Genomic DNA, 19,155 nt, shown 5'->3' with positions numbered 1-19,155 from the left:
ACCCTGAAGCTCCTGGTTGGCGCGGGTTGATCTAGGCAATCACCCGTCTACCAGGAGCTTCACCTACTTCAGCGACACCACGCCGCAGCCCCGCCAACCTCATGATCACCAGGTTGGAAAGCGCTCAATGCTTCGAGGGGCTGCGCGGGGCCGGATCGCACGACGCCGCGCACGGCGCCCTCCGACAGCATTGCTGCTCCCGCCGGCAGCCCGGAGACGCGGTGGACGGACTCCACGAGGTCGGTGAGAACAGGACCGGGGGCGCCGTCGTTCATCGCAACGAGCCTGAGTACAGCGGCTCCGACGTCTGCTGGAGTGTCCATCAGACAGTGTTCGAATGCTCACGCTGGTCCGGTTCTTGTTCCGTACCCGGAAGACAGCTTGCGCTATCCCGGAAGCCGACTCCGGCTTGAGGTGGAGGGGCTGACCGGGTCCGAATCGAGCGTCCCTCCGACGTAGCTCCGCGACCTGACGCGTAAGACCTCAGCGGAACGCGACGTGACGGCCGAGGCGGGTCGCCCGCTGCGTGTTAGCCGGTCTACGCTGCGCGGCTCGTCGCCTCGTTGTCGTCGTGGGCGCTCGTCGAGAACGCGCCAGGCGTATCGTCGGGGGTGAACCGGTACAGATCCGAAAGGGCGACCGTTCATCATGGTGGAGGTAGCGGCCGGTCACGGTCGGCGCGCAGATGTGTGGTTCAACGAGGCCAACCTGCGGCCTGTACTCGACCGAGCTGCCGACGAGGTCGGACTGGGTCACCCCGCAGTCGAACTGATCAGGATCGGGTCGAACGCCGTGTTCCGCCTCGGAGGCGGCGTCGTGGCGCGTATCGCTCCATCTGCTCGGTTGTTGGACAACGCGCGGCGGCAGATCGGCGTCGCCCGTTGGCTCGCCGATGCCGAGTACCCGGCAACGCGGGCAGTCGCAGTCGAGCAGCCCGTGGAGATCGACGGCGTGGTGGTGACGTTCTGGGAATCGATCTCTAGCCAAGAGGTCTACGCGCCGCTCGCGGACGTCGGACGCCTGGTCCGACGGCTGCACGACCTCCCGCAGCCGCCGGGACTCACTCTGCCGACTCTCGCGCCCTTCGGGCTTCCTGGCGACCCCCTGCCGTCGTTCGCGGGGCTGGACGATGCGGACGCCGCGTACTTGCGATCGCGAATAGCTTGGTCCCGGGAGGCGTTTCCCGACCTGCCCTTCACGCTGCCGGCGGGGCACGTTCACGGTGACGCAAACGTGGGAAACGTGATCTGTGACGACTCCGGTGCGCCCGTTCTGATCGATCTGGACAGTTTCTCCGTTGGCGCACGCGAGTGGGACCTCATTCAGACGGCACTGTTCTACGACCGCCTCGGGTGGCATGACGAGTCCGAGTACCGTGATTTTGTCGAAGCCTACGGATATGACCTCATGGAGTGGGGCGGATACGGGTCCCTCGCCGACATGCGTGAGATCGCGATGACGACTTGGATCGCCAAGAAGGCGGCCACATCGGCCGGAGCAGCAGTCGAGGCGGCGAAGCGCGTCGCCGCGATCCGGACCGGCGGGAGCAGGCAGGACTGGGGCGCCTACTGACCGTTCGGGGTCCATAGGGTGCTCGTTCGGGCACCCTCCACGAAGTCGCGGACAGCCGCGCTGCGCGCGTGCTTGGTGAGGCGCTGCCGGAACTCCCCGACATACCCCCGGCAGCGTGCAGAGTCCAGGCCCTCGCCGACGGCGAGCGCCTTGGCCGCCACCCGGCACCCCTCCTCGACGTCCCCCGCGTCGAGATGAGCGTCGGCGAGCACCATCGCCACAAAGAAGTCGCTACGCAGGTAGTCGCCCGATGCCGAGGCCAACGCCGTCGTCGCGTGCACTACGGCTTCCTGTGGCCTGCCGAGGTCGCGCTGGCAGTGGCCCAACTCCGCCGCGAGCTCAGCCGCGTCGAAGTAGCCGATCCACTCCGGCCCGTCTCCGGAGACGTGGCTCCCGAAGTTCTCCACCGCGGCGTTCATCGCCCGGTCGCAGGCGTCGGCCTCACCGAGTCGTGCCAGGGCCCGGGCCTCCATGATGTGGAAGTGCGACCGCAGGATCGGGACGCTCATCGACTCGGTTCCGAGACGTGCGGCCCGGGCCAGGTTCGCCGCTTCGCGGTGGCGGCCGACGAAGCTGGCCTGGTGGCTCATCGCGTCGAGCAGGCTCGCGGCGAGGAGCCGGTCACCGCCCGCGTCGGCGAACCCGAGAGCCTGGATGAAGTAGCGCTGCGCAAGCCCATGGCTTCCGGCGTCGTACGACATCCATGCGGCGAGCTGTGTCGCCTCACCCGCCGCGACGAACAAGGCTCGCCGGACGTCCGGCTCGGCACGGGCGCGGAGCAGGCGCGGCAGTTCCCCGCGTAGGTACTGGACCAGAGCGGTCCGCGCGTGCGCGCCGCCGAACGTGCTGTCGAGCCGGTCGAAGGTCCCCCGCATGGTGCGCAGTCGCTCGACGTCGGCCATGCCGACCTTGCGCGGCCCGGCGCCGTCGCTGAGCTGCTTCTGCGCGCCGACGAGCCAGGCCACGGACGCCTCATTCCACGCCGCCACGCTGGTGGGTGCCTCTGCGACGGCCGCGGCCCCGGTCAGGTCGGCCTCCAGCAGCTCGGCGACGTTGCCGACGCCGTCGTCGGGTCGCTCGGGATAGGCGAGCCCCAGATCGGGCGACGTCGTGACGAGAGTGCGGAACCCGAGTTCGTCAGCATCGATGCGACGACCCAGACGAGTGCAGAGCGCTTCCCGGATTCCCTCCCTCGTCGCGTCATCGCGCGGAGTGACTCCGGAAAGCCATCGGCTGACATAGGTGTGGTTGTAGGACCGGCCGGCCGTGCGTGCGGCTTTGGATTCTGAGACGGCGCGGGCGAAGCGCTTCCTGCCGATCTCGCCGGCTCTGTCGAGAAAGCCAGCCTCGATCATCAGCGCGGCGAGTCGCTGGTTCGCAGCCACCATTCACCACCCCGTCCCGCTGTGCCTGCCGTACCAGTGTGCCCCCTTGTGTGCCCTCCCGGATGTCTTTCCGGAGATCCACGCTCATGTCCATGAAGTCCTCTGGATCCATCCCTTCCCACAGGAGTAGCTCATGAGCATCGCGGAACGCGGTCCCGCGCGGCCGTCCTTCTACACCGCGGCCGAGACGGCGGAGATCCTCCGCCTCGACGAGTCGACGCTGTACCGGCACCTCCGGAGCGGTTCGTTCCCCGGGGTCAAGATCGGCGGCCGGTACGTCGTGCCGAGCGCGGTGATCGACCGGCTGGTCGACGACGTGCTGGTCACCGGTCGGTGCGTCGACCTCGGGGCCTGGACCGAGGAGTGGCGCCGTCAGCAGGCCACGGTGAGCGCTGCTCTCCCCGGTGCTATCGCCCGCCTCGCGGGTGGGGGCGCGTGATGGGCAGCGTCGGAGTTCTGATCTTCGGTGCGGTGCTGGGGGCGTTCATCTGCGCGAAGGCGCGGGTCGCGATCGGTGCGGTCGTCTTCTCCCTGATCGCGCTTGTGCTGTTCATCGCCACGCCGGTCGGGTCCGGGCTGCCGGGGGCGATCAGCACGTTCGTATCGGCGTTCGACCAGGCCGCCACCCCCGCCCTGAACGGCGCGGAGTCCGCGGGGGCCGGGTCGTGAGGGCGGCCACGGCTTCCGGGGTGAGGGACTTCGCCCTCACGGCCGGGCAGGCCGAGACCACGGGTGGACCCGCCTGCGGCGGGGCGGAGGGCCGTCCGGCCCGAGTTTGGCCCGGCCTCACTCAGATTCAAGGGCGCTCCGCTGGCGCTACGCGTCGCTGCGCGACCGACCTTCGGCCGGCCCTTGAGTCCGAGCCTCCGAGGCCGTGCGCGCCTGACGGCGCGGTGGCGGACGGAACGCCGCCACCGGGAGGCCGGACCGGCCGACCCTCCTCGATCTTCCTGGAGGCCAGCATGACCGCGATCTTCCTGCCCGGCCCGCCCGTCGTGGACCTGGCCGACGACCCCGTCGACCTGGTCGACGTGACCGAGCTGGTGTGCCCGGGCTGCGCCGGCCCCGTGGTCGGCGCCCCGCCCTCGGGGTGGCCCGCCAGCGCCGGCCGCTGCCCGGACTTCTCCCACCTCGACGGGTCGGTGCTCTGCCCGGGCGCGCTGGGGCGGGTGCCGGAGCCGGTCGAGGCGGCGTCGTTGCGCTACGGGCTCACCGACGCCGGGGCGACCGCGGCCCTGGACGAGGCGCGCGGGTGGTCGGCGTGAGCGCCCGCCCGGCGCCGGAGTGGACGGTCCCCGAGCGGGTCGCGCAGCCCGAGGACCTGGACCCGCGGTTGCTGCGCCCGACCGGTCGGACGGACCGGTTGCAGGTGGTGGTCGAGCACTACGTGCCGGGGGCGGGGCGGTGCCCGGGGTGCGGGTGGCCGGTGGGGCGCCGTGAGGAGTGCCCGTCGCGTCAGGTCGCGGTGTGCCTGCTCGACGGCCGGCCGCTGCCGGTCCGACTCGCGCACTTGGCCGAGGTGATCCCCGGCGCTCGCACCGGCCGCGAGTCCGCGGCGGATCGGGACGAACAGCGGCGGGTCGAGGACGGGTTGCCGGGGTTGTTCGCCGCGCCCGTCCGGGCCCCCGAGCGGGGGCAGCCGTGAGCAAGCAGAACCACCTGCAGCAAACGCACGAGATGGGACGGCCCGGCGACGGGTTCTTGGCGGAAGCACACCGCCGGGCCGCTCTCACCAACCAACAGGAGGTAGGAGAGATGTTCACCGTAGACCCGACGCCCGGGGTGGGCGAGGAGCTGGACTGGCGGGCCGGTGGGGCCTGCCGCGACGTCGACCCGGAGCTGTTCTTCCCGACCCCGACCAATGGCGCCGCCCTGGTGGCGGCGGAGCGGCGTGCGCTGTCGGTGTGCCCGGTGCTGGACGCGTGCCGTTCGTGGGCGGTAGTCGAGCAGCTGCGCGGGATCGCCGGTGGGCTGACCGAGGACGAGCGCCGCCGCGCCCGCCAGACGATGCCCCGCCGGGCCGGTCGCGCCGAGGTCCCGGCCGTGGTGCCCGGCCCGTCGCTGCGCACCGATCGCGCTCCGGTCATCGCCGCGGGCCGCACGGCGCTCACCGCCGGCGCCGACCGCGGGGACATCGCCCGCGCCCTGGGCGTCACCCGCCGGACCGTGGACCGCTGGGCCGCCGCCCTCGCGATCCCCGCCGGGGGTGGTCGGTGATGGGCGAGACGTTCAGGGGCACCGAGTCCGGGCAGGCCGCCGGTCGGATCCGGGAGTTGATCCGCCGGATCGCCGTCGAGGTGTTCGGCACGGCCGAGACCGAGGTCCCGATCCCCGGGTTCACGGTGTTCACCGACCGCAAGCTCGACGACCCGCTGGCCGGGGTCCGGGCCGCGCTGCTGATGCGCAGCGTCGCCGAGGCCCAGCTCTACGACTACGCCCGCTCCGCCCGTGCGGCCGGGCGGTCGTGGGACGAGATCGGCGCGGTTCTCGGGCTGCCGACCGGCGGGGTGCCGGTCGGGGAGGCCGCGTTCGACTGGCTGGTCTGCGGCCGAGTCCCCGACCCGGAGCGCGACGGGATCCGGTCGTTCCGGACGCCGTCGGCGTACTGGCGCTGCACCACCTGCGACCAGCAGGTCACCGACGACGGGCCGTTCGAATCGCACCCGACCGACAACGAGACCGGTCACGCCGACTCCTGCGCCCGACACCGGGCCGATCTGACTGCGTGGGCCGAGCTGACTGGATGGGACGAGTGATGGGCGCCCTGTTCAGCTCCACCGCCCTGGTCTTGGCCGTGTTCGCCGGGGGCGCCCTGGTCGCGTGGTCCCGCGGGGCCCGGGGTCTGGCCGCCGGGCTCGCCGCGGTCGCCCTGCTCCCGGCCGCGACGATCGTCACCGCCCTCTCGTGGCCTGCACTCGTCGCCGTGGCCGCGCTGGCCCTGGTGATCGTGTGGCACCGCTGGACCCGCTCCTCGGCCACCGTCTCCCGGTGGGCGTCCCGGTCCCGGCGCAAGGTCGGCGTCGCCTCGTCGCTGGACATCGTCCGGCACGCCGGGACCCTCGCGGTCCGGCGCCGCACCAGCACCGTCCGCCCCTCGCTGGCCGGGCTGCCCCGGCTCCAGCGGTGGCGGCTCGCGACCACCGAGGCCGCGGTCGAGCTGTGCCGCACCGGCGCGTTGCGGGTGTGGGCGCTGGTCGAGGACGTCGTGATCGTCGTCGGCGGCCCCCGCACCGGCAAGACCGGCTGGCTCGCCGGGCGCGTCCTCGACGCCCCGGGAGCCGCCCTGGTCACCTCCACCCGCACCGACCTGCTCGACCTCTGCGCACCGATCCGGCGTCAGGCCCGGGGTGAGGTGTTCGTGTTCAACCCCGCCGGCCTCGGCGACCGCACCTCGACGATCACGTTCGACCCGCTGACCGGCTGTGCCGACCCGGTGACCGCGACCGAGCGGGCCACGGACATGCTCGCCGCCGTCGCGAGTGGTTCGGGTGGGGATCGGGAGTTCTGGGACGGTCAGGCCCGCCGCGTCCTCGCCGCGCTGCTGCACGCCGCCGCGCTCGGGCACAAGCGGATGACTGACGTCCTGGGGTGGGTGGCCGACCCGGATTCGGCCGGCCGCGAGGTGCCCGCACTGTTGCGTCGGTCGGGGGTGACGGCGTTCGAGCAGGACGCGATGCAGTTCATCACCACTAACGAGCGCACCCGGTCCTCGATCACGTCCTCGGTGATGCCCGCGTTGGGGTGGCTGACCCACCCGGCCGCGGCTGCGGCGGCCGAGCCGGGCGCGGGATTCGACGTCGCCCGGCTCCTGGACGGGCGGGCGACGGTGTTCCTGCTCGGCGCCGAGGAGGCCCAGACCGCACCCCTGGTGTGCGCCCTCACCGGGCACATCGCCCGCGAAGCCCGCCGCCTCGCGGCCGGGCAACCGGCCGGGCGGCTGGACCCGCCGCTCGGACTGTTCCTCGACGAGGCCGCGCTCATCAGCCCGGTCCCACTGGAGTCCTGGACCGCGGACATGGGTGGTCGGGGTGTGACGATCCTGTGCGCGTTCCAGTCCCGCGCCCAGCTCCTGGCCCGCTGGGGAGAGCATAAGGCCGCCACGATTCTGAACAACACCGCCGCGGTGATGATCTTCGGTGGGACGCGGGACAAGGCGGACCTGGAGTTCTGGTCCACCCTCGCCGGAGAGCGCGACGAGCGGGTCTCGACCACGGATGAGCACGGTCGGGTCGCCTCCCGGTCGGTGCGGAAGGTGCCGGTGCTCGCGCCGGCGCAGATCGCGAACCTGCCCGCGGGGCGGGTGGTGGTGATCCGGCGGGGGATCGCGCCGGTGATCGGCCGTGCGCGGATGGCGTGGAAGCGGTCCGACGTCCGTCGGCGGGCGCGGCTGATGAGGCGGGTCGAGGCCGAGTCGCGCCGCCATCGCCGCAACGAGGCGGTCCGGGTGTGGGTCGACGCCCAGCTCGAACGCGCTCTGCTGTTGCTCGCCGCGCGCTGGCCCGCCCGGTTCGGAGAACTGGCGGAGCGGGTGCGGTCGTCGAACCGGATGTTCGCTGAGCTGCGCGCCATCCGCCACGGCGACAACAACGGCGGTGAGGCGACGGCGTTGGTCGAGCCGATCCCCGGCGAAGGGCCGGCCGACGGCCCGACCGGTGACGGGCGGTGGCAGCGATGAACGACCACTACGAGCTGTGGACCCCGATCCAGGCCGTCGAGCGGCTCGCGGCCGAGCTGCCCGGCGGGCGGGCCGACGCCGAGCAGGTCATCGCCTCCTACCTGCGCGACGCCACCGGTGTGCACGGCCGGCCGTCGTCGGGGTGGCGGCTCGACGAGTTCGACCTCGACGACGCCCGCGCCCGCTTCGGCTGGGTCGATCTCGCCCACGGGGAGACGGTCGCCGCCGCCCGCGCCCGGGCCGACGCGGCTGCGATCGCGGCGATCCGTCAGGCGCGGGGCACGTCGGCGATCACCGAGCGGGCCCGGCTGGCGAGGCTGCACTCGGATGTGGAGATGTGGGACTACCGCGCCCACTCCGTCGGCCTCGACGAGCTGACCAACACCACCGCCTGCGACCCGCAACCCCGGCTGGTGACCGTCGCCCGGGAGGGGCGGGAGCGGTCGCACCGAGAGGCCACGGCTGCACACGACGCCCGGGTCCTGGCCGCCGAAGCCGCGGCCGCCGGGTTCGACCACCGCACCGACCAGCACCCCGGCCACGGACCCGCCACCACCGAGCACCAGGACGACGAGGAGGACCGCGTGAACGCCCCCGAGGACGGCCACCCGCGCGAGGAGGTGGGCACCGACGAGCGCGGCGATCGGGACCGGGTGCTCGACGAGGGCCCAGGGTCGTTCGTGGGCGGGCTGTGGTTCACCCCCGACGACGCCGCCGAGGGTGGGGTGCGGCCGCTGACCGAGGCCGAGATGGCGCGGGTGTGCGAGCTGGTCCGCCAGACCCAGGCCGACGCCGTCGAGTTGGCCGAGTCCGAGGAGCCGCGCGCGGGGCGGGCCCCGTCGTCGGCGGATGTGGACGGGGCGGGGTGGGAACGGTGATGCCCCCGCCGCAGACCCCCGAGGGCACCGGGACCGAGGTCGTGGTGGCCGGTCTGGCCCGGGAGGTCGACCTGCTGCGCCGCCGGGTCGACACCTTGGACCCGCTCACCGCCCGAGTGGACCGGCTCGACGAGATGGCTGCACGGACCGCGGACACGTTGAAGACCGTGATCGGCAGGAAGGCCAAGCCGCCGGCGCCGTCGTGGCTGCTCGCCCCCACCGACCCCGGCGAGATCGCCGACCTGGTCGACGAGCTGACCGCCTGGCTCGGCGCGGTGTTCCTGCGCTACCCCGACGGCGCCTCGGTCCTGCCCGACTGCTGGCTGTGGCACCCCGAGGTCGTCGAGGAACTCCTGTGGTTGATGCACGCCTGGCTCGCCGCCTACCAAGGCCCCGACGCCTCAGTCGCGGCGGCCGGGGACTGGCACGACCGCCAGCGCCCCGGCGTGACCGCCCGGGTGCGCAAGAGCGCGGGGTCGTGCTCGATCGAGGCCCACCAGACCCGCCCCGGCTGGGCGGCCCCGGGCGGGGCGCCGGTCCCGGTACCCGGGCTGGAGCACACAACGGCGATCACCGGGTGGTGGGCGCAACACCGCGACCAGGCCCCACCCGAGCCCGCCCAGAACACCACGAGCCCGATCGGGGGTGCGCTCGGATGACCACCAGCAGTGGTGCGGGTCGGAGAGGTCGGGCCGCGGTGTGGCTCCCTGGCCTGGCCGTAGCGGTCGGCGCCGCGGTCGCGACCGCGCACGGCCTGTTCGAGGTCGCGGTCGCGGCGCGGGTCCCCGTCGGGGTGGCGTGGATCTACCCGCTGATCACCGACGGCCTCGCCCTGGTCGCCTACGCGGCCACGGCCCGGTTGTCGGGGTCGGCGGCTCGCTACGCCTGGACCGTGGTCGTCGTCTCCGCCGGCCTCTCTGGGCTCGCGCAGGCGGTATATCTCGCCGCCGACACGGTCACCGCGGGCGGGGAGCTGGAAGTCAGCGCCGGTCTTCGGTTCGGGGTCGGGGCGTGGCCCGCGATCGCCGCCGCCGTCGTCGCGCACCTGCTCTACCTCCTGGCCGAGACGCCCAGCGACGAGCCCGCGGATGGCCGGGTCCGGCCGGAGACCGACACCGGACCCGGGCCGCGAGTTCGGGCGACCATCACCGTCCCACTGCCCGGCCGGACACCGGTGGAACACCCGGACACGGTGGAACGCGGATCGGGTGTCCCGCCCGCCCTGGACGGGCCTGTGATCCCGGGCCCGCCGCGGCCGGTGTCCCACCCGGCACCCCGCCCAGCCGTCCGCCCGGACGGGTCGGCGGCTGGGGGGACGGGCGGGGCGCATCCGGGCGCGCAGGAGCGCGCCCGCACCACCGCCCTCACCTACCGCGACCGCCACGGCGCCCTCCCGACGGTCCGCGAGCTGGAAGACCTCGCCCAGGTCGGCCGGGGCACCGCCGCCCGAGCCCTCCAGCAGCTCCGCGACACCCCACCGCAGGCCCCGAGCGGCCTGCACCTCGTCCCCGACGAGCCCCAGAACAGGACACAGCCATGAACCCGAGCAGCCAGACCAGCAGCACCCACACCGAGACGAGCAGCACCGGCAGCGAGAGCGAGCAGAAGACCAGAACCGAGAGCGACTACACCGAACAGAGCAGGAGCACCCCAAGATCAAGAGACTCACACCGAGGCATCACGATCCGAGGGTGCGGGCCGGCCTCCGGCCGGCCACGCCGCACCCCCACCGCCTCCGACCGCCCGGCGGCCGCCTCCGTCGGCGCGATCGCCGGTTTCATGATCGTTTGGGGGTGGTCGGGGTGCTGAGGATCGCCACCGGCTACTCCCCGGACTACCTGTTGAAGGAGGTCGCGACCGGGCGGGAGAACTACTACACCGGCGCCGTCGCCGAGGGCGAGCCCCCGGGCCGCTGGTGGGGCGCCGGGGCCGAACAGCTCGGCCTTGCCGGTTTCGTCGACGCCCAGGACATGCGCGCCCTCTACGAGCGGTTCCTCGACCCCCGGGATACCGGGTTCGGTGATCCGTCCCAGTGGGACAGCGTCCCAACGCTGGGACACACCGGACGCAAGTACCTGTCCGAGGACGACCTGTACGCGGCTGCGTTGGAACGGGAGCCGGACGCGGCGGCGGAACGCCGCGCCGAGCTGCGTACCGAGGCGGGGAAGGCGGCCCGGCACAATGTCGCATTCTTGGACGCCACGTTCAGCGTGCAGAAGTCGGTGACGCTGCTGCACACGGCGTTCGAGGCCCGCGAGGTCGCCGCCCGCCAGGCCGGGGACGAGGCCACTGCGGCGGCGTGGGGCGAGTTCCGCCAGGCCGTGGAGGACGCGATCTGGGCGGGCAACAACGCCGCGCTGGCCTACTTGGAGGACAAGGCCGGGTACGCGCGGGTCGGGCACCACGGCGGCGCGGCGGGCCGGTGGGTGGATGCGCACGCGTTCACCGTGGCGTCGTTCTTCCAGCACGACTCCCGCGACCGGGACCCGCAGCTGCACATCCACAACGCGATCCTCAATCGGATCCAGGGCCCGGACGGGGTGTGGCGGACCCTGGACTCCCGGGCGATCCACCGCTGGCGGGCCGGGGCGGGGGCGGTGGGGGAGCGCACCACCGAGGAGCGGCTGGCGGCGACGATCGGGACGCTGGTCGCGACCCGCCCGGACGGCAAGTCCCGCGAGGTCGTCGGCGTGTCCGCCGAGGCGATGTCGCTGGTGTCGAATCGCCGTCATGCGGTGACGGCGAAGGCGGCGGAGCTGATCGAGGCGTTCGAGACCCGCTACGGCCGCGCCCCGAACGGCGTCGAGCGCGACCGGCTGGCCCAGCAGGCCACCCTCGCCACGAGGGCGGCGAAGTCGCATGACGGGGAGACCCGCGGGGACATGCTGGACCGGGTCGCCGCCCGGTTGCAGGCCGACATCGCCGGTGGCCTGGCCGGGATCGCCGACACCGCCCTGGCCGCCCGCCGCGACGGCGTCACGCCGCAGGCGTTCAACCCGCAGGCCGTGATCGAGATAGCCCTGGAGGACGTGGCGTCGCGCAAGTCCGGGTGGACCCGCTCGGACCTGGTGCGGGCGGTCAACGCCGCTCTTCCGGACTACCTCGGTGTCCCCGACGGCGGTGACGTCGCGGTGCTGCTCGACCAGCTCACCGACCACGCGCTGGTCTACGCGATCGCGCTGGAGTCCGAACGGCCCGGGTCCGGGCTGCTGCCCGACGAGCTGCGCGTGGCCAACGGCGAGTCCGCCTACATCGCCCCCGGCGGGCGGGTCTACTGCACCCCCGACCAGGTCCGCTCGGAGCGGATCCTGCTCGCCGCCACCAGCGCCCGCGACGGCGCCGCCCTGACCGGGGCGCAGGCGGAGCGGTTCCTGCGGACTCTGCGCAGCGAAGGCCTCGAACTGGGTGTCGACCAGGCCGCCGCGGTGCGCGGGATCCTCACCTCCGGAGCCCGGGTCGAGACCCTCGTCGGCCCCGCCGGGACCGGGAAGTCCTACGTCGTCGGGAACCTCGCCCGCGCCTGGACAGACCCCGAGCTCCGGCCGCCCGGCGGCCCGGCCGGGGGTGCGGGGCGCGTGTTCGGGCTGGCGACCAGCCAGCGCGCCACCGAGGTCCTCACCGCGGAGGGCCTGTCGGCGTCGAACATCGCGCGCTGGCTCGCCACCCAGGACCGCCTCGCCGCCGCCCCGGCCGAGCGCCGGACGGTGTCCGGGGACGAAGCGTGGCGGCTACGGGAGGGGGACCTGCTGGTGATCGACGAGTCCGGGATGACCGACACCGCCGCCCTCGCCGCCATCCACCAGCGGGCTGACGAGGCGGGGGCGAAGCTGCTGCTGGTCGGGGACCACCGCCAGCTCGCCGCGGTCGGCGCCGGCGGCGGCATGGACCTGCTCGCCACGGCCGGGTCCCGCTACGAACTCGCCGACGCCCGACGGTTCAGCGCCGAGTGGGAACGCGACGCGTCCCTGCGGCTGCGAGAGGGCGACCAGACCGTGCTCCGCACCTACCACCAGCAGGGCCGTCTCCTTGACTCCGGCACCGTTGCCGACGCTGAGACCTCGGCGGCGCGGGGCTGGTTGGCCGACCACCTCGCGGGTCGGCGGTCGTTGCTGCTGGTCGACACCAACGAGCAGGCCGCCCGCCTCTCCAGCTCGATCCGGGCCGAGCTGGTCCGCCTCGGCCGCGTCGAGGAAGCCGGGGTGCGGCTGGGGTTCGACGGCACCACCGCCGGGGTCGGGGACCTGATCGAGGCCCGCCACAACGCCCACCATCTGGCCGGGTTCGAGGGCAACCGGCGCGGCCCGCACAACCGCGACCTCTACAGGATCACCGCCGTCCGCGACGACGGAACCCTTGAGGTCACCACCGACACCCACGGCCCGACCCAGGGTCCGGCCGTCGGGGCACGCCTCGTGCTGCCCGCGACCTACGTGGCCGAGCACCTGGCCCTCGGCTACGCCGGGACCACCCACGCCGGGCAGGGCGCGACCGTCGACACCACCCACACTGTGGTCACGCCCACGACCCGGGCGAATGCGCTCTACGTCGGGATGTCCCGCGGCCGTGGCCGCAACACCGCCCACGTCACCACGCGGGTCGCGCCGGCGGATCCGGCCGACGGCACCGCCGCCCGCCACGAGCTGCACCGCGACCCCGTCGCCGTCCTCGCCGGAATCCTCGACACCGCCGACCAAGCCCTCGACCGGTCCGCTGTGGCGATCGCGACCGAGTCCGCCCACGAGGTCGGGAGCGCGCGGACGGTGGCCGAGCTGCTCGCCGACGCCGCGCAGCTCGCCGCGACCGAACGCACCGCCGCCTCGCTGGACCGCCTCGTCCACGACGGCACGCTGACGAGCGAGCAGCGGGCCCGGATCGCGGCCGAGGACGGCACCCCGGCGCTGACCCGGGTCCTGCGCCGCGCCGAACTTGCCGGACTCGACCCTCACGCCGTGCTTGCCGAGGCTGTCGAGCGCGGACCCCTGGCCGGGGCGCGGAACGTCAGCAACGTCGTCTACTCCCGCATCCGCGACCAGCACCGCCTCGACCCGCTCGGGGAGCGCTGGACTGACTGGATCCCCCAGACCGACAACCTCCAGTGGAACAGCTACCTCGAGCGGCTCGCTGCCGCCGCCGACCAGCGCGCCGATGACCTCGGTGCTGCCGCGGCTGTCGAGCCGCCCGTGTGGGCGGTCGAGGCGTTCGGTGACGTCCCGGCCGACCCGCTGGCCCGGCAGCGCTGGTGCGACGACGTCGGCCGGGTCGCCGCCTGTCGCGAGGTCCGCGGTCACGACGACCCGTCCGACGCGCTCGGCCCGGCACCGAAACCCGGGCAGGTGGAGGAGTTCGCGGCGCACCGGGCGGCGTGGCGGGCGCTCGGACGGCCGGAGATCGACCGCGAGCACCTGGAGCTGTCCAACGGCCAGCTCCGCATCCGGGTCCGCGCCTACGACCGCGAACTCGCTGCCGCACCCCGCTACGTCGCCAACGAACTCGCCGGAACCCGTCAGGCCGCCGAGGCCCAGCGTCAGGACGCCGCGGTCACCCGCGCCGCCCTCGACACCGCCCCCGACCCGGCGGAGCGGGAGCGGCTGGCCGAGCGGGCCGCCGAAGCGGAGGCGATGGCCGCCCTGTTGGAGCAGCGAGCCTCCCGGCTGCAGGAGATCGACGACGCCCGCGGTGCGTGGCTCGCCCACACGGCACAGACCCGGGTGCAGGCCGAGTTGTCCAAGGCCGAGCTGTCCGCCCGCGACGCCGCCGACGACCCCGACGACCGGGTCACCGCAGCGGAGTGGAAGGCCGCCCACGACGCGGCGGTCGCCGAGGACGAGCAGTACCGGGAGATCACCGAGGACGACATCCACGACCAGGCTCCCGACGACCTCGACGCCGTCACGATCGAGCACCAGGACTTCGCGGCCGGGGAGAGCCGTCGAGACGACGTCCGCGAGGTTGCCGAGCACCGACCGGGCCCAGTGCTGGAGGACGCCGTGCGAGTACCCGAAGCGGCCGAGACGACCGACCACCTCGACCACGCCGGCCGCGTCCTCGACGAGATCCGCTACCGCGACACCGCCGCCGACGACCACGAGGAACGAGCCGCCGAACTCGCCCGATGGCACACCGAGCAGCACAGCAGCGTCAACGACGCCGCTGACGGGCTCGACGAACCGGAGCTGAGCGACAGCCGGTGGTGACGGTGGTCGGCGACGGGGACCTACCCCGCCGCCGACCACCCCGCCACCTCGATCGGTGGCGGGCCCTGTCCCCGCCACGCCCACCGCAGGGTCGCCCGGGTCCCGTCGCCCCATCCCGGCGCCCGTGCCGCGCGGCTGGGATACAGCTCCTCGAACCGCTGCGCGGCGAGGTACTCCGCGTCGATCAGCTCCTCGTACGCCGACGCTCGGGTCCGGGTCACTGGTGCTTCCGCGGGGTGTGGCCTGCCCCATGGAGGCCGGTAGACAGCACATGCCATCCACTCACACGTCGCCCTTACCGCCGCCGCATACCAGTCGAGTACACCAGCCTCGGCGCGTTCAGCTGAACGCTTCTCGGCAGCAGACCACACCGCGGCGAACTCGGTGCGTGCAACTCGGAGATTCTCCGCAGGAACCTTCTCCATCCGCCCTGCCGCGTCGGTCACCACTCAAGGGTGACACAAGCCGCTGACAGTCAAGAATGGCTCGCTCGGCGATGATCTTTGGTCAGACCTCATCGTGGCTAAGGGGGTCTGTGAGATCCTTCCGCGCAGGTTGAGGCCCCGGCGGATGGCGCCGGATACCTGACCACAGAGCGGAAGGGCGGACTGTGTGACGGATGAGCCGGCTCATGCGACCCGAACGCCGCCGCCGGAGGATGAAGTCGCCCGCGCGTTCCAGGCAGTGGAGCAGCACAGAGCACGCGCAAGATCGAATTCGGCTCTGCTGATGACGCTCGCAGGGGGCCTCCTTGCGAGCTTGAGTTTACAGGCAACGAACTCCTTGCCGAATTTCTCCCGATGGAGTCTGCTAGCCGCAGCCGGGCTGTTCGCAGCGGGCACGGGGGTAACAATTGGCGCGTCCCTCCTCCGGCATTCAGGTGATTTCCATAGGGATACGCTGTACGTGGAAATCGGCGCACTGGTGGGTCGAATCGGAAACTGGCTACTCACTGGGCTAACGCTTGCAGGATTGGGTGTAGTTGTACTTCTAGCGGGGGCTTCTGTGGACCTGCTAGAGCCAGCCGACCCGGTCCGTGTACATCTTTCAGAGGCGGGTAGGGCGAAGGTTGAAAGAGTCTGTCCTTCCCTATCCGGTGAGGCACTGCAAGCTACTCGCGTGGATTCTTTGAAGGGTACGGATCCTCTAGTATCCATCGACCTCCCTGCCAATGCGTGCGCGCCAGAGTCGTCAGAAACAAGCCTGACCATCCTCCGCTCGGACATCTCCGTTGCACAGGAACAGTAAGCCTAATGAGTGACGCTATGTCGATGGACGGAGCGGTCTCGCCTATTCTTGTAGAATGGCGAACCGTGGCCGACGCACTTAGCGAGTTCGAGTACGCATACCTCGATGCGCTGCGCGTGGCGGAAAGCGAGCATGAGGTACTGAATTTAGATGTAACCTCTCACGAGAATTTGCAGCCCAGGATCGTTGTACTCGCCTACAGGGCTGCCCTTAGCGATGCAGGGCGACTTCATGATGCGGTGGATTCCGCTTGCAGGCGACACGAACGGCCTCCTGCTCGATTGCTTACAATCGCATGCGGTGTTAGCGATAGCGACGTTATTGAACTGGTCTCAAAAGCTTGTGATCTACATTCGTGGCACTGGGCAACTGACCCAGAGAGCATGGGCGAACTAGTTCTATCCAGCTTGGTTCTTATGAGTCGCCGACTGGCTGCAATGAGGGTGTCGGTAACGCTCTCGTCCCTGCCCAGCGTCGGCACATCTCCGACTGCTCAAGAAAGGATCGACACGTGGCCGCCGTGGATCGCAGGGTAGTTGGAGTCGAATGGCTGGCCGCGGTAATCGCGCCTTGGGCAATCGGTCCACACCCGAACTTCTCCTCTCAAAGCGAGAGGCCTGCGCATATCGTGGCACTAGTCGCAGATCTTCGATCCGCTGATATTGACCGTCGGAATACGTTCATCGACAAGATTGACGGCTGGCCAGGGCGACTTGTTCGCGCAGCACGACGTTCTGTTGATCCTACGACTCAGTTAGCGGCTGCGGATGAGCTTCGAGAGTTCGCGATTCATGAAGGCGAAGTCGCTTCAGGTGCCCGAGCGGCGGCTGTGCTCCTGGCGTCGGTCGCGTACTCGGATCTAGAGCTCTTAGATCGCTCAATCGAATCGCTCTCAGGGCTCCTCGCAGCATTCTCGACTTACGGTCAGGATATCCATGAGAGCCAAAAGTTGGTCTTAGCGACGGTCCTGACGCAGCGGGCTATGCGGTTCGCGGAAATCGGAGAGAATAGTTTAGCCGACCGTGATTGCGAATCTGTCGAATCGTGGCTCACGGATATTGATTCGAACAAGGTCGAGCACTTCGAGGTTTCGGCGGGTCTTGGGTGGGACGCAAAGACAGTTCAGTGCGACCTGGTCGATGCGTACAAGTTACGTGCAAAGAGAATTCGCAATGCGATTGCTCCCGTTGGCGATAACGGTTGGGTTGAGGTAATTCGGGCCCGTCCTGCATGGCTCGACGTTCGGGCGGAACGAAGAGAGCGTTCTGGTCTTGAGGCATCCGTGTCTGAGTCATTCCTAGAGCGATACAACTCCACGAGCCGAAGTACTCGCTGGTTTAGCGAAGATCCTGTTCTTGGGCCTCTTGGTGCGGCGTTGTTCCAGACAGAGCTCTCATCGAGCTATCCAAGCGTGTATCCGAGACGAGCGCTATTTGCGAAAGCGCTCCTGCTGTCGGCTTCCGGTGAGTCAGGAATTTCGGCTCAGTCGGCAACGGAAGCTGTCCGATTGCTACGGCGGGGGCACGATACGAAAGGTCTGGATCGAACGCTTTCGACTCTTAGGGCTATTGGCCCTATCGAGTCCCTGCTCTCGTCGGCCTCTTCTTCCATCCGTCAGGGTCGCGCAACCGGTCGAGTGGATCAGGGAGATGTGGCGGTGATGTCTTCAGCGGCTGATCTTCTAACCCCGGTGGAGCGTCAGCATGCAATTCTGCTTGTTTGGCGATTCATGACTGCAACGGCAAGTCTTCCGGGCCGGCGAGGCGCGCCGTGGTCTCGCCAAGATGCGGGGTGGAGGGCGATATCGCGCCTGCTCCCCGGAACGGCTATGGACACATCCATCGCGAGCGCGGCGAGAGAGATGGTCGACGGCGACGAGAACGCATACGTGATCTCGCCGATCGTTTATCGAGTTGTGGAATCTCTTGAATGGGCAGCAGTGTCAGCGGAAGTCCGCCGCTCCTGGATATCTTGGGCACAAGGGAACCTGGGCGCCGAAATGAGTGCAGTTGCGCGGGCAGCGTTGAGAGCAATGGGCGAAGAGTACGACTCTGACTTCGTGGCGTCAGGCCTCACCGGTCTCGAATTGGCCGAATTAGTTGTAGTGGAGCTGCAGGCTGGTCGGTCCGTTAATGATCAGTTTATCGATAAGGCTGTCGAGTCCTGCTTGCAGGAGCTAGATCGAGTTCGCACGGACGCCTCGCGCGGTAGTCACAGCATGGGAGGGCCATCTGCCTTTCGCTTGTCGGTCGAGTTGGCAATGTATGGTGCGGCACGCCTCTGGGCCCCCCTGATTGGAGCGCTTTCTGATCCTAACGTCGCCCAGATAGACAAGGGGGATGGATTAGCGCAACTCGCAGCACAAGAGACGCTACCGATGTCTGTCTCCGCGAGCCTGAGGGAATCTTGGTCGGCTATTTCCAATGCCGCTCAAGACCCTTTTCATGAGAGCAATCACCCTCGATACGTCGGATCTATCCTGCGACTGGGGTATCGGATCGACGCTATATCGCGAGGCGACTATGTTGTTCGAGTTTCGAAGCTTTCGTCCGGGAGTGCCTTAGAACAGATCCAGGCGTTGGGGGTTCTTGCCTGGTGCACTCTCGAAGAGTCTCTCCAGGTTTGGGCGAGCACTCTGGCGCTGCAGCTATCTCTGAGTCTCGATCCGGCTGTCCGAGCCAACTCTGGATTCTGTCTTTCGCGCCACCTGTGCACCTTCCGGGCCGGCTTGGTGCCGGAACTTGTTACGGGCCGGTTGGTCGAGCTTCTCGCTGAGGATGGAGTAACCGTGCCTGAGCTTGCTCTACGTGGTCTCGGAGAGAATCCCACCCTTAGGCGGGATCAAGTCCCACTGGAGGTTCTCGCTCAGGTTCGGTTGGCAGCCAATGAACATATTTCTTCCTCTGTTCGAGCTGCTGCTGCACATGCTCTAGAGGCAATTCTAAAGCAGGAAGGAGGTCGGAGTTGACCTCCCTGACGAAAAGAGTTCACTGAGTTATGCGGCGGCAATGAGATTCGGCTATCTTGTCCAGGAATGCTTCCTGGAAGCCGATGCGATTGTGCTATGCAGCTTAGTCGGCTCTTCCGGATTTAGAGTGCGAGCGCTCCGCAGTGCAGTAGCGACCGGATCCGATAATTGATCAGGTTGCGGAAGCCCATGGCGTTGCGGCGGAGGGCTTCGAGTCGGCCGTTGATGGCCTCGG

The 19,155-nt window shown here is 70.2% G+C and carries 14 protein-coding genes; 12 read left to right on the top strand and 2 right to left on the bottom strand.

What is annotated here, in order from left to right; genetic code table 11:
* The first annotated feature begins 648 nt into the window (after positions 1-648).
* Positions 649-1,572 carry a phosphotransferase enzyme family protein gene (locus tag WHI96_RS26240; protein WP_345646832.1) on the top strand — a complete coding sequence of 308 codons (924 nt, stop codon included), beginning with the start codon at positions 649-651 and terminating at the stop codon, positions 1,570-1,572.
* On the opposite strand, the gene WHI96_RS26235 is transcribed toward WHI96_RS26240, so the two are convergent.
* On the bottom strand, positions 1,566-2,960 hold the full coding sequence (locus WHI96_RS26235; protein WP_345646829.1) for an NsdA family TPR-like regulatory protein: 1,395 nt from the start codon (positions 2,958-2,960) through the stop codon (positions 1,566-1,568). The two genes, WHI96_RS26240 and WHI96_RS26235, sit on opposite strands and share 7 nt — an antisense overlap.
* A 130-nt stretch (positions 2,961-3,090) precedes the next feature.
* Between WHI96_RS26235 and WHI96_RS26230 the strand changes: the two genes are divergently transcribed.
* The 11 genes from WHI96_RS26230 (at position 3,091) to mobF (ending at position 14,704) form a co-directional block, all read left to right on the top strand.
* On the top strand, positions 3,091-3,396 hold the full coding sequence (locus WHI96_RS26230) for a helix-turn-helix domain-containing protein (protein WP_345646826.1): 306 nt from the start codon (positions 3,091-3,093) through the stop codon (positions 3,394-3,396).
* Positions 3,396-3,626 (top strand): hypothetical protein, encoded by a 231-nt coding sequence (locus WHI96_RS26225; RefSeq protein ID WP_345646835.1) that lies wholly within the window; start codon positions 3,396-3,398, stop codon positions 3,624-3,626. The genes WHI96_RS26230 and WHI96_RS26225 overlap by 1 nt, the downstream gene beginning before the upstream one ends.
* A gap of 293 nt (positions 3,627-3,919) precedes the next feature.
* A complete protein-coding gene (locus tag WHI96_RS26220) occupies positions 3,920-4,222 on the top strand; it encodes a hypothetical protein (protein ID WP_345646823.1) in 303 nt (100 codons plus the stop codon).
* Positions 4,219-4,602 carry a hypothetical protein gene (locus WHI96_RS26215; protein WP_345646820.1) on the top strand — a complete coding sequence of 128 codons (384 nt, stop codon included), beginning with the start codon at positions 4,219-4,221 and terminating at the stop codon, positions 4,600-4,602. Before WHI96_RS26220 ends, WHI96_RS26215 begins: the two co-directional genes overlap by 4 nt.
* Positions 4,603-4,712: 110 nt before the next feature.
* Positions 4,713-5,174, top strand: coding sequence for a WhiB family transcriptional regulator (locus WHI96_RS26210; protein ID WP_345646817.1), 462 nt, complete (start codon positions 4,713-4,715; stop codon positions 5,172-5,174).
* Positions 5,174-5,713: a hypothetical protein gene (locus WHI96_RS26205; RefSeq protein WP_345646814.1), complete on the top strand. Its 540-nt coding sequence runs from the start codon at positions 5,174-5,176 to the stop codon at positions 5,711-5,713. The genes WHI96_RS26210 and WHI96_RS26205 overlap by 1 nt, the downstream gene beginning before the upstream one ends.
* The gene (locus WHI96_RS26200) at positions 5,701-7,632 is read left to right on the top strand and encodes a type IV secretory system conjugative DNA transfer family protein (protein ID WP_345646812.1); all 1,932 of its coding nucleotides are present in this window, start codon (positions 5,701-5,703) and stop codon (positions 7,630-7,632) included. The genes WHI96_RS26205 and WHI96_RS26200 overlap by 13 nt, the downstream gene beginning before the upstream one ends.
* Positions 7,629-8,510: a hypothetical protein gene (locus tag WHI96_RS26195; protein WP_345646809.1), complete on the top strand. Its 882-nt coding sequence runs from the start codon at positions 7,629-7,631 to the stop codon at positions 8,508-8,510. The genes WHI96_RS26200 and WHI96_RS26195 overlap by 4 nt, the downstream gene beginning before the upstream one ends.
* Positions 8,510-9,169 carry a hypothetical protein gene (locus WHI96_RS26190; RefSeq protein WP_345646807.1) on the top strand — a complete coding sequence of 220 codons (660 nt, stop codon included), beginning with the start codon at positions 8,510-8,512 and terminating at the stop codon, positions 9,167-9,169. The genes WHI96_RS26195 and WHI96_RS26190 overlap by 1 nt, the downstream gene beginning before the upstream one ends.
* Positions 9,166-10,050: a hypothetical protein gene (locus WHI96_RS26185; protein WP_345646805.1), complete on the top strand. Its 885-nt coding sequence runs from the start codon at positions 9,166-9,168 to the stop codon at positions 10,048-10,050. Before WHI96_RS26190 ends, WHI96_RS26185 begins: the two co-directional genes overlap by 4 nt.
* 262 nt (positions 10,051-10,312) lie before the next feature.
* A complete protein-coding gene (gene mobF / locus WHI96_RS26180; RefSeq protein ID WP_345646802.1) occupies positions 10,313-14,704 on the top strand; it encodes a MobF family relaxase in 4,392 nt (1,463 codons plus the stop codon).
* A 20-nt stretch (positions 14,705-14,724) separates the two neighbouring features.
* Here mobF and WHI96_RS26175 read toward each other — a convergent pair whose 3' ends face one another.
* A complete protein-coding gene (locus WHI96_RS26175; protein ID WP_345646799.1) occupies positions 14,725-14,925 on the bottom strand; it encodes a hypothetical protein in 201 nt (66 codons plus the stop codon).
* Between the last annotated feature and the right edge of the window lie 4,230 nt (positions 14,926-19,155).

Source organism: Pseudonocardia tropica (assembly GCF_040105315.1).
Classification (GTDB): Bacteria; Actinomycetota; Actinomycetes; order Mycobacteriales; family Pseudonocardiaceae; genus Pseudonocardia; species Pseudonocardia alni.
Note: the sequence above shows the minus strand (reverse complement) of the source record. Positions and strands in the feature narration are given on the sequence as shown.

What these genes read in the sequence shown, in the direction of transcription:
- WHI96_RS26240 (WP_345646832.1), top strand. Translation starts at nt 649, where the DNA reads ATGGTGGAGGTAGCGGCCGGTCACGGTCGGCGCGCAGATGTGTGGTTC.
- WHI96_RS26235 (WP_345646829.1), bottom strand. Translation starts at nt 2,960, where the DNA reads ATGGTGGCTGCGAACCAGCGACTCGCCGCGCTGATGATCGAGGCTGGC.
- WHI96_RS26230 (WP_345646826.1), top strand. Translation starts at nt 3,091, where the DNA reads ATGAGCATCGCGGAACGCGGTCCCGCGCGGCCGTCCTTCTACACCGCG.
- WHI96_RS26225 (WP_345646835.1), top strand. Translation starts at nt 3,396, where the DNA reads ATGGGCAGCGTCGGAGTTCTGATCTTCGGTGCGGTGCTGGGGGCGTTC.
- WHI96_RS26220 (WP_345646823.1), top strand. Translation starts at nt 3,920, where the DNA reads ATGACCGCGATCTTCCTGCCCGGCCCGCCCGTCGTGGACCTGGCCGAC.
- WHI96_RS26210 (WP_345646817.1), top strand. Translation starts at nt 4,713, where the DNA reads ATGTTCACCGTAGACCCGACGCCCGGGGTGGGCGAGGAGCTGGACTGG.
- WHI96_RS26205 (WP_345646814.1), top strand. Translation starts at nt 5,174, where the DNA reads ATGGGCGAGACGTTCAGGGGCACCGAGTCCGGGCAGGCCGCCGGTCGG.
- WHI96_RS26200 (WP_345646812.1), top strand. Translation starts at nt 5,701, where the DNA reads ATGGGACGAGTGATGGGCGCCCTGTTCAGCTCCACCGCCCTGGTCTTG.
- WHI96_RS26195 (WP_345646809.1), top strand. Translation starts at nt 7,629, where the DNA reads ATGAACGACCACTACGAGCTGTGGACCCCGATCCAGGCCGTCGAGCGG.
- WHI96_RS26190 (WP_345646807.1), top strand. Translation starts at nt 8,510, where the DNA reads ATGCCCCCGCCGCAGACCCCCGAGGGCACCGGGACCGAGGTCGTGGTG.
- WHI96_RS26185 (WP_345646805.1), top strand. Translation starts at nt 9,166, where the DNA reads ATGACCACCAGCAGTGGTGCGGGTCGGAGAGGTCGGGCCGCGGTGTGG.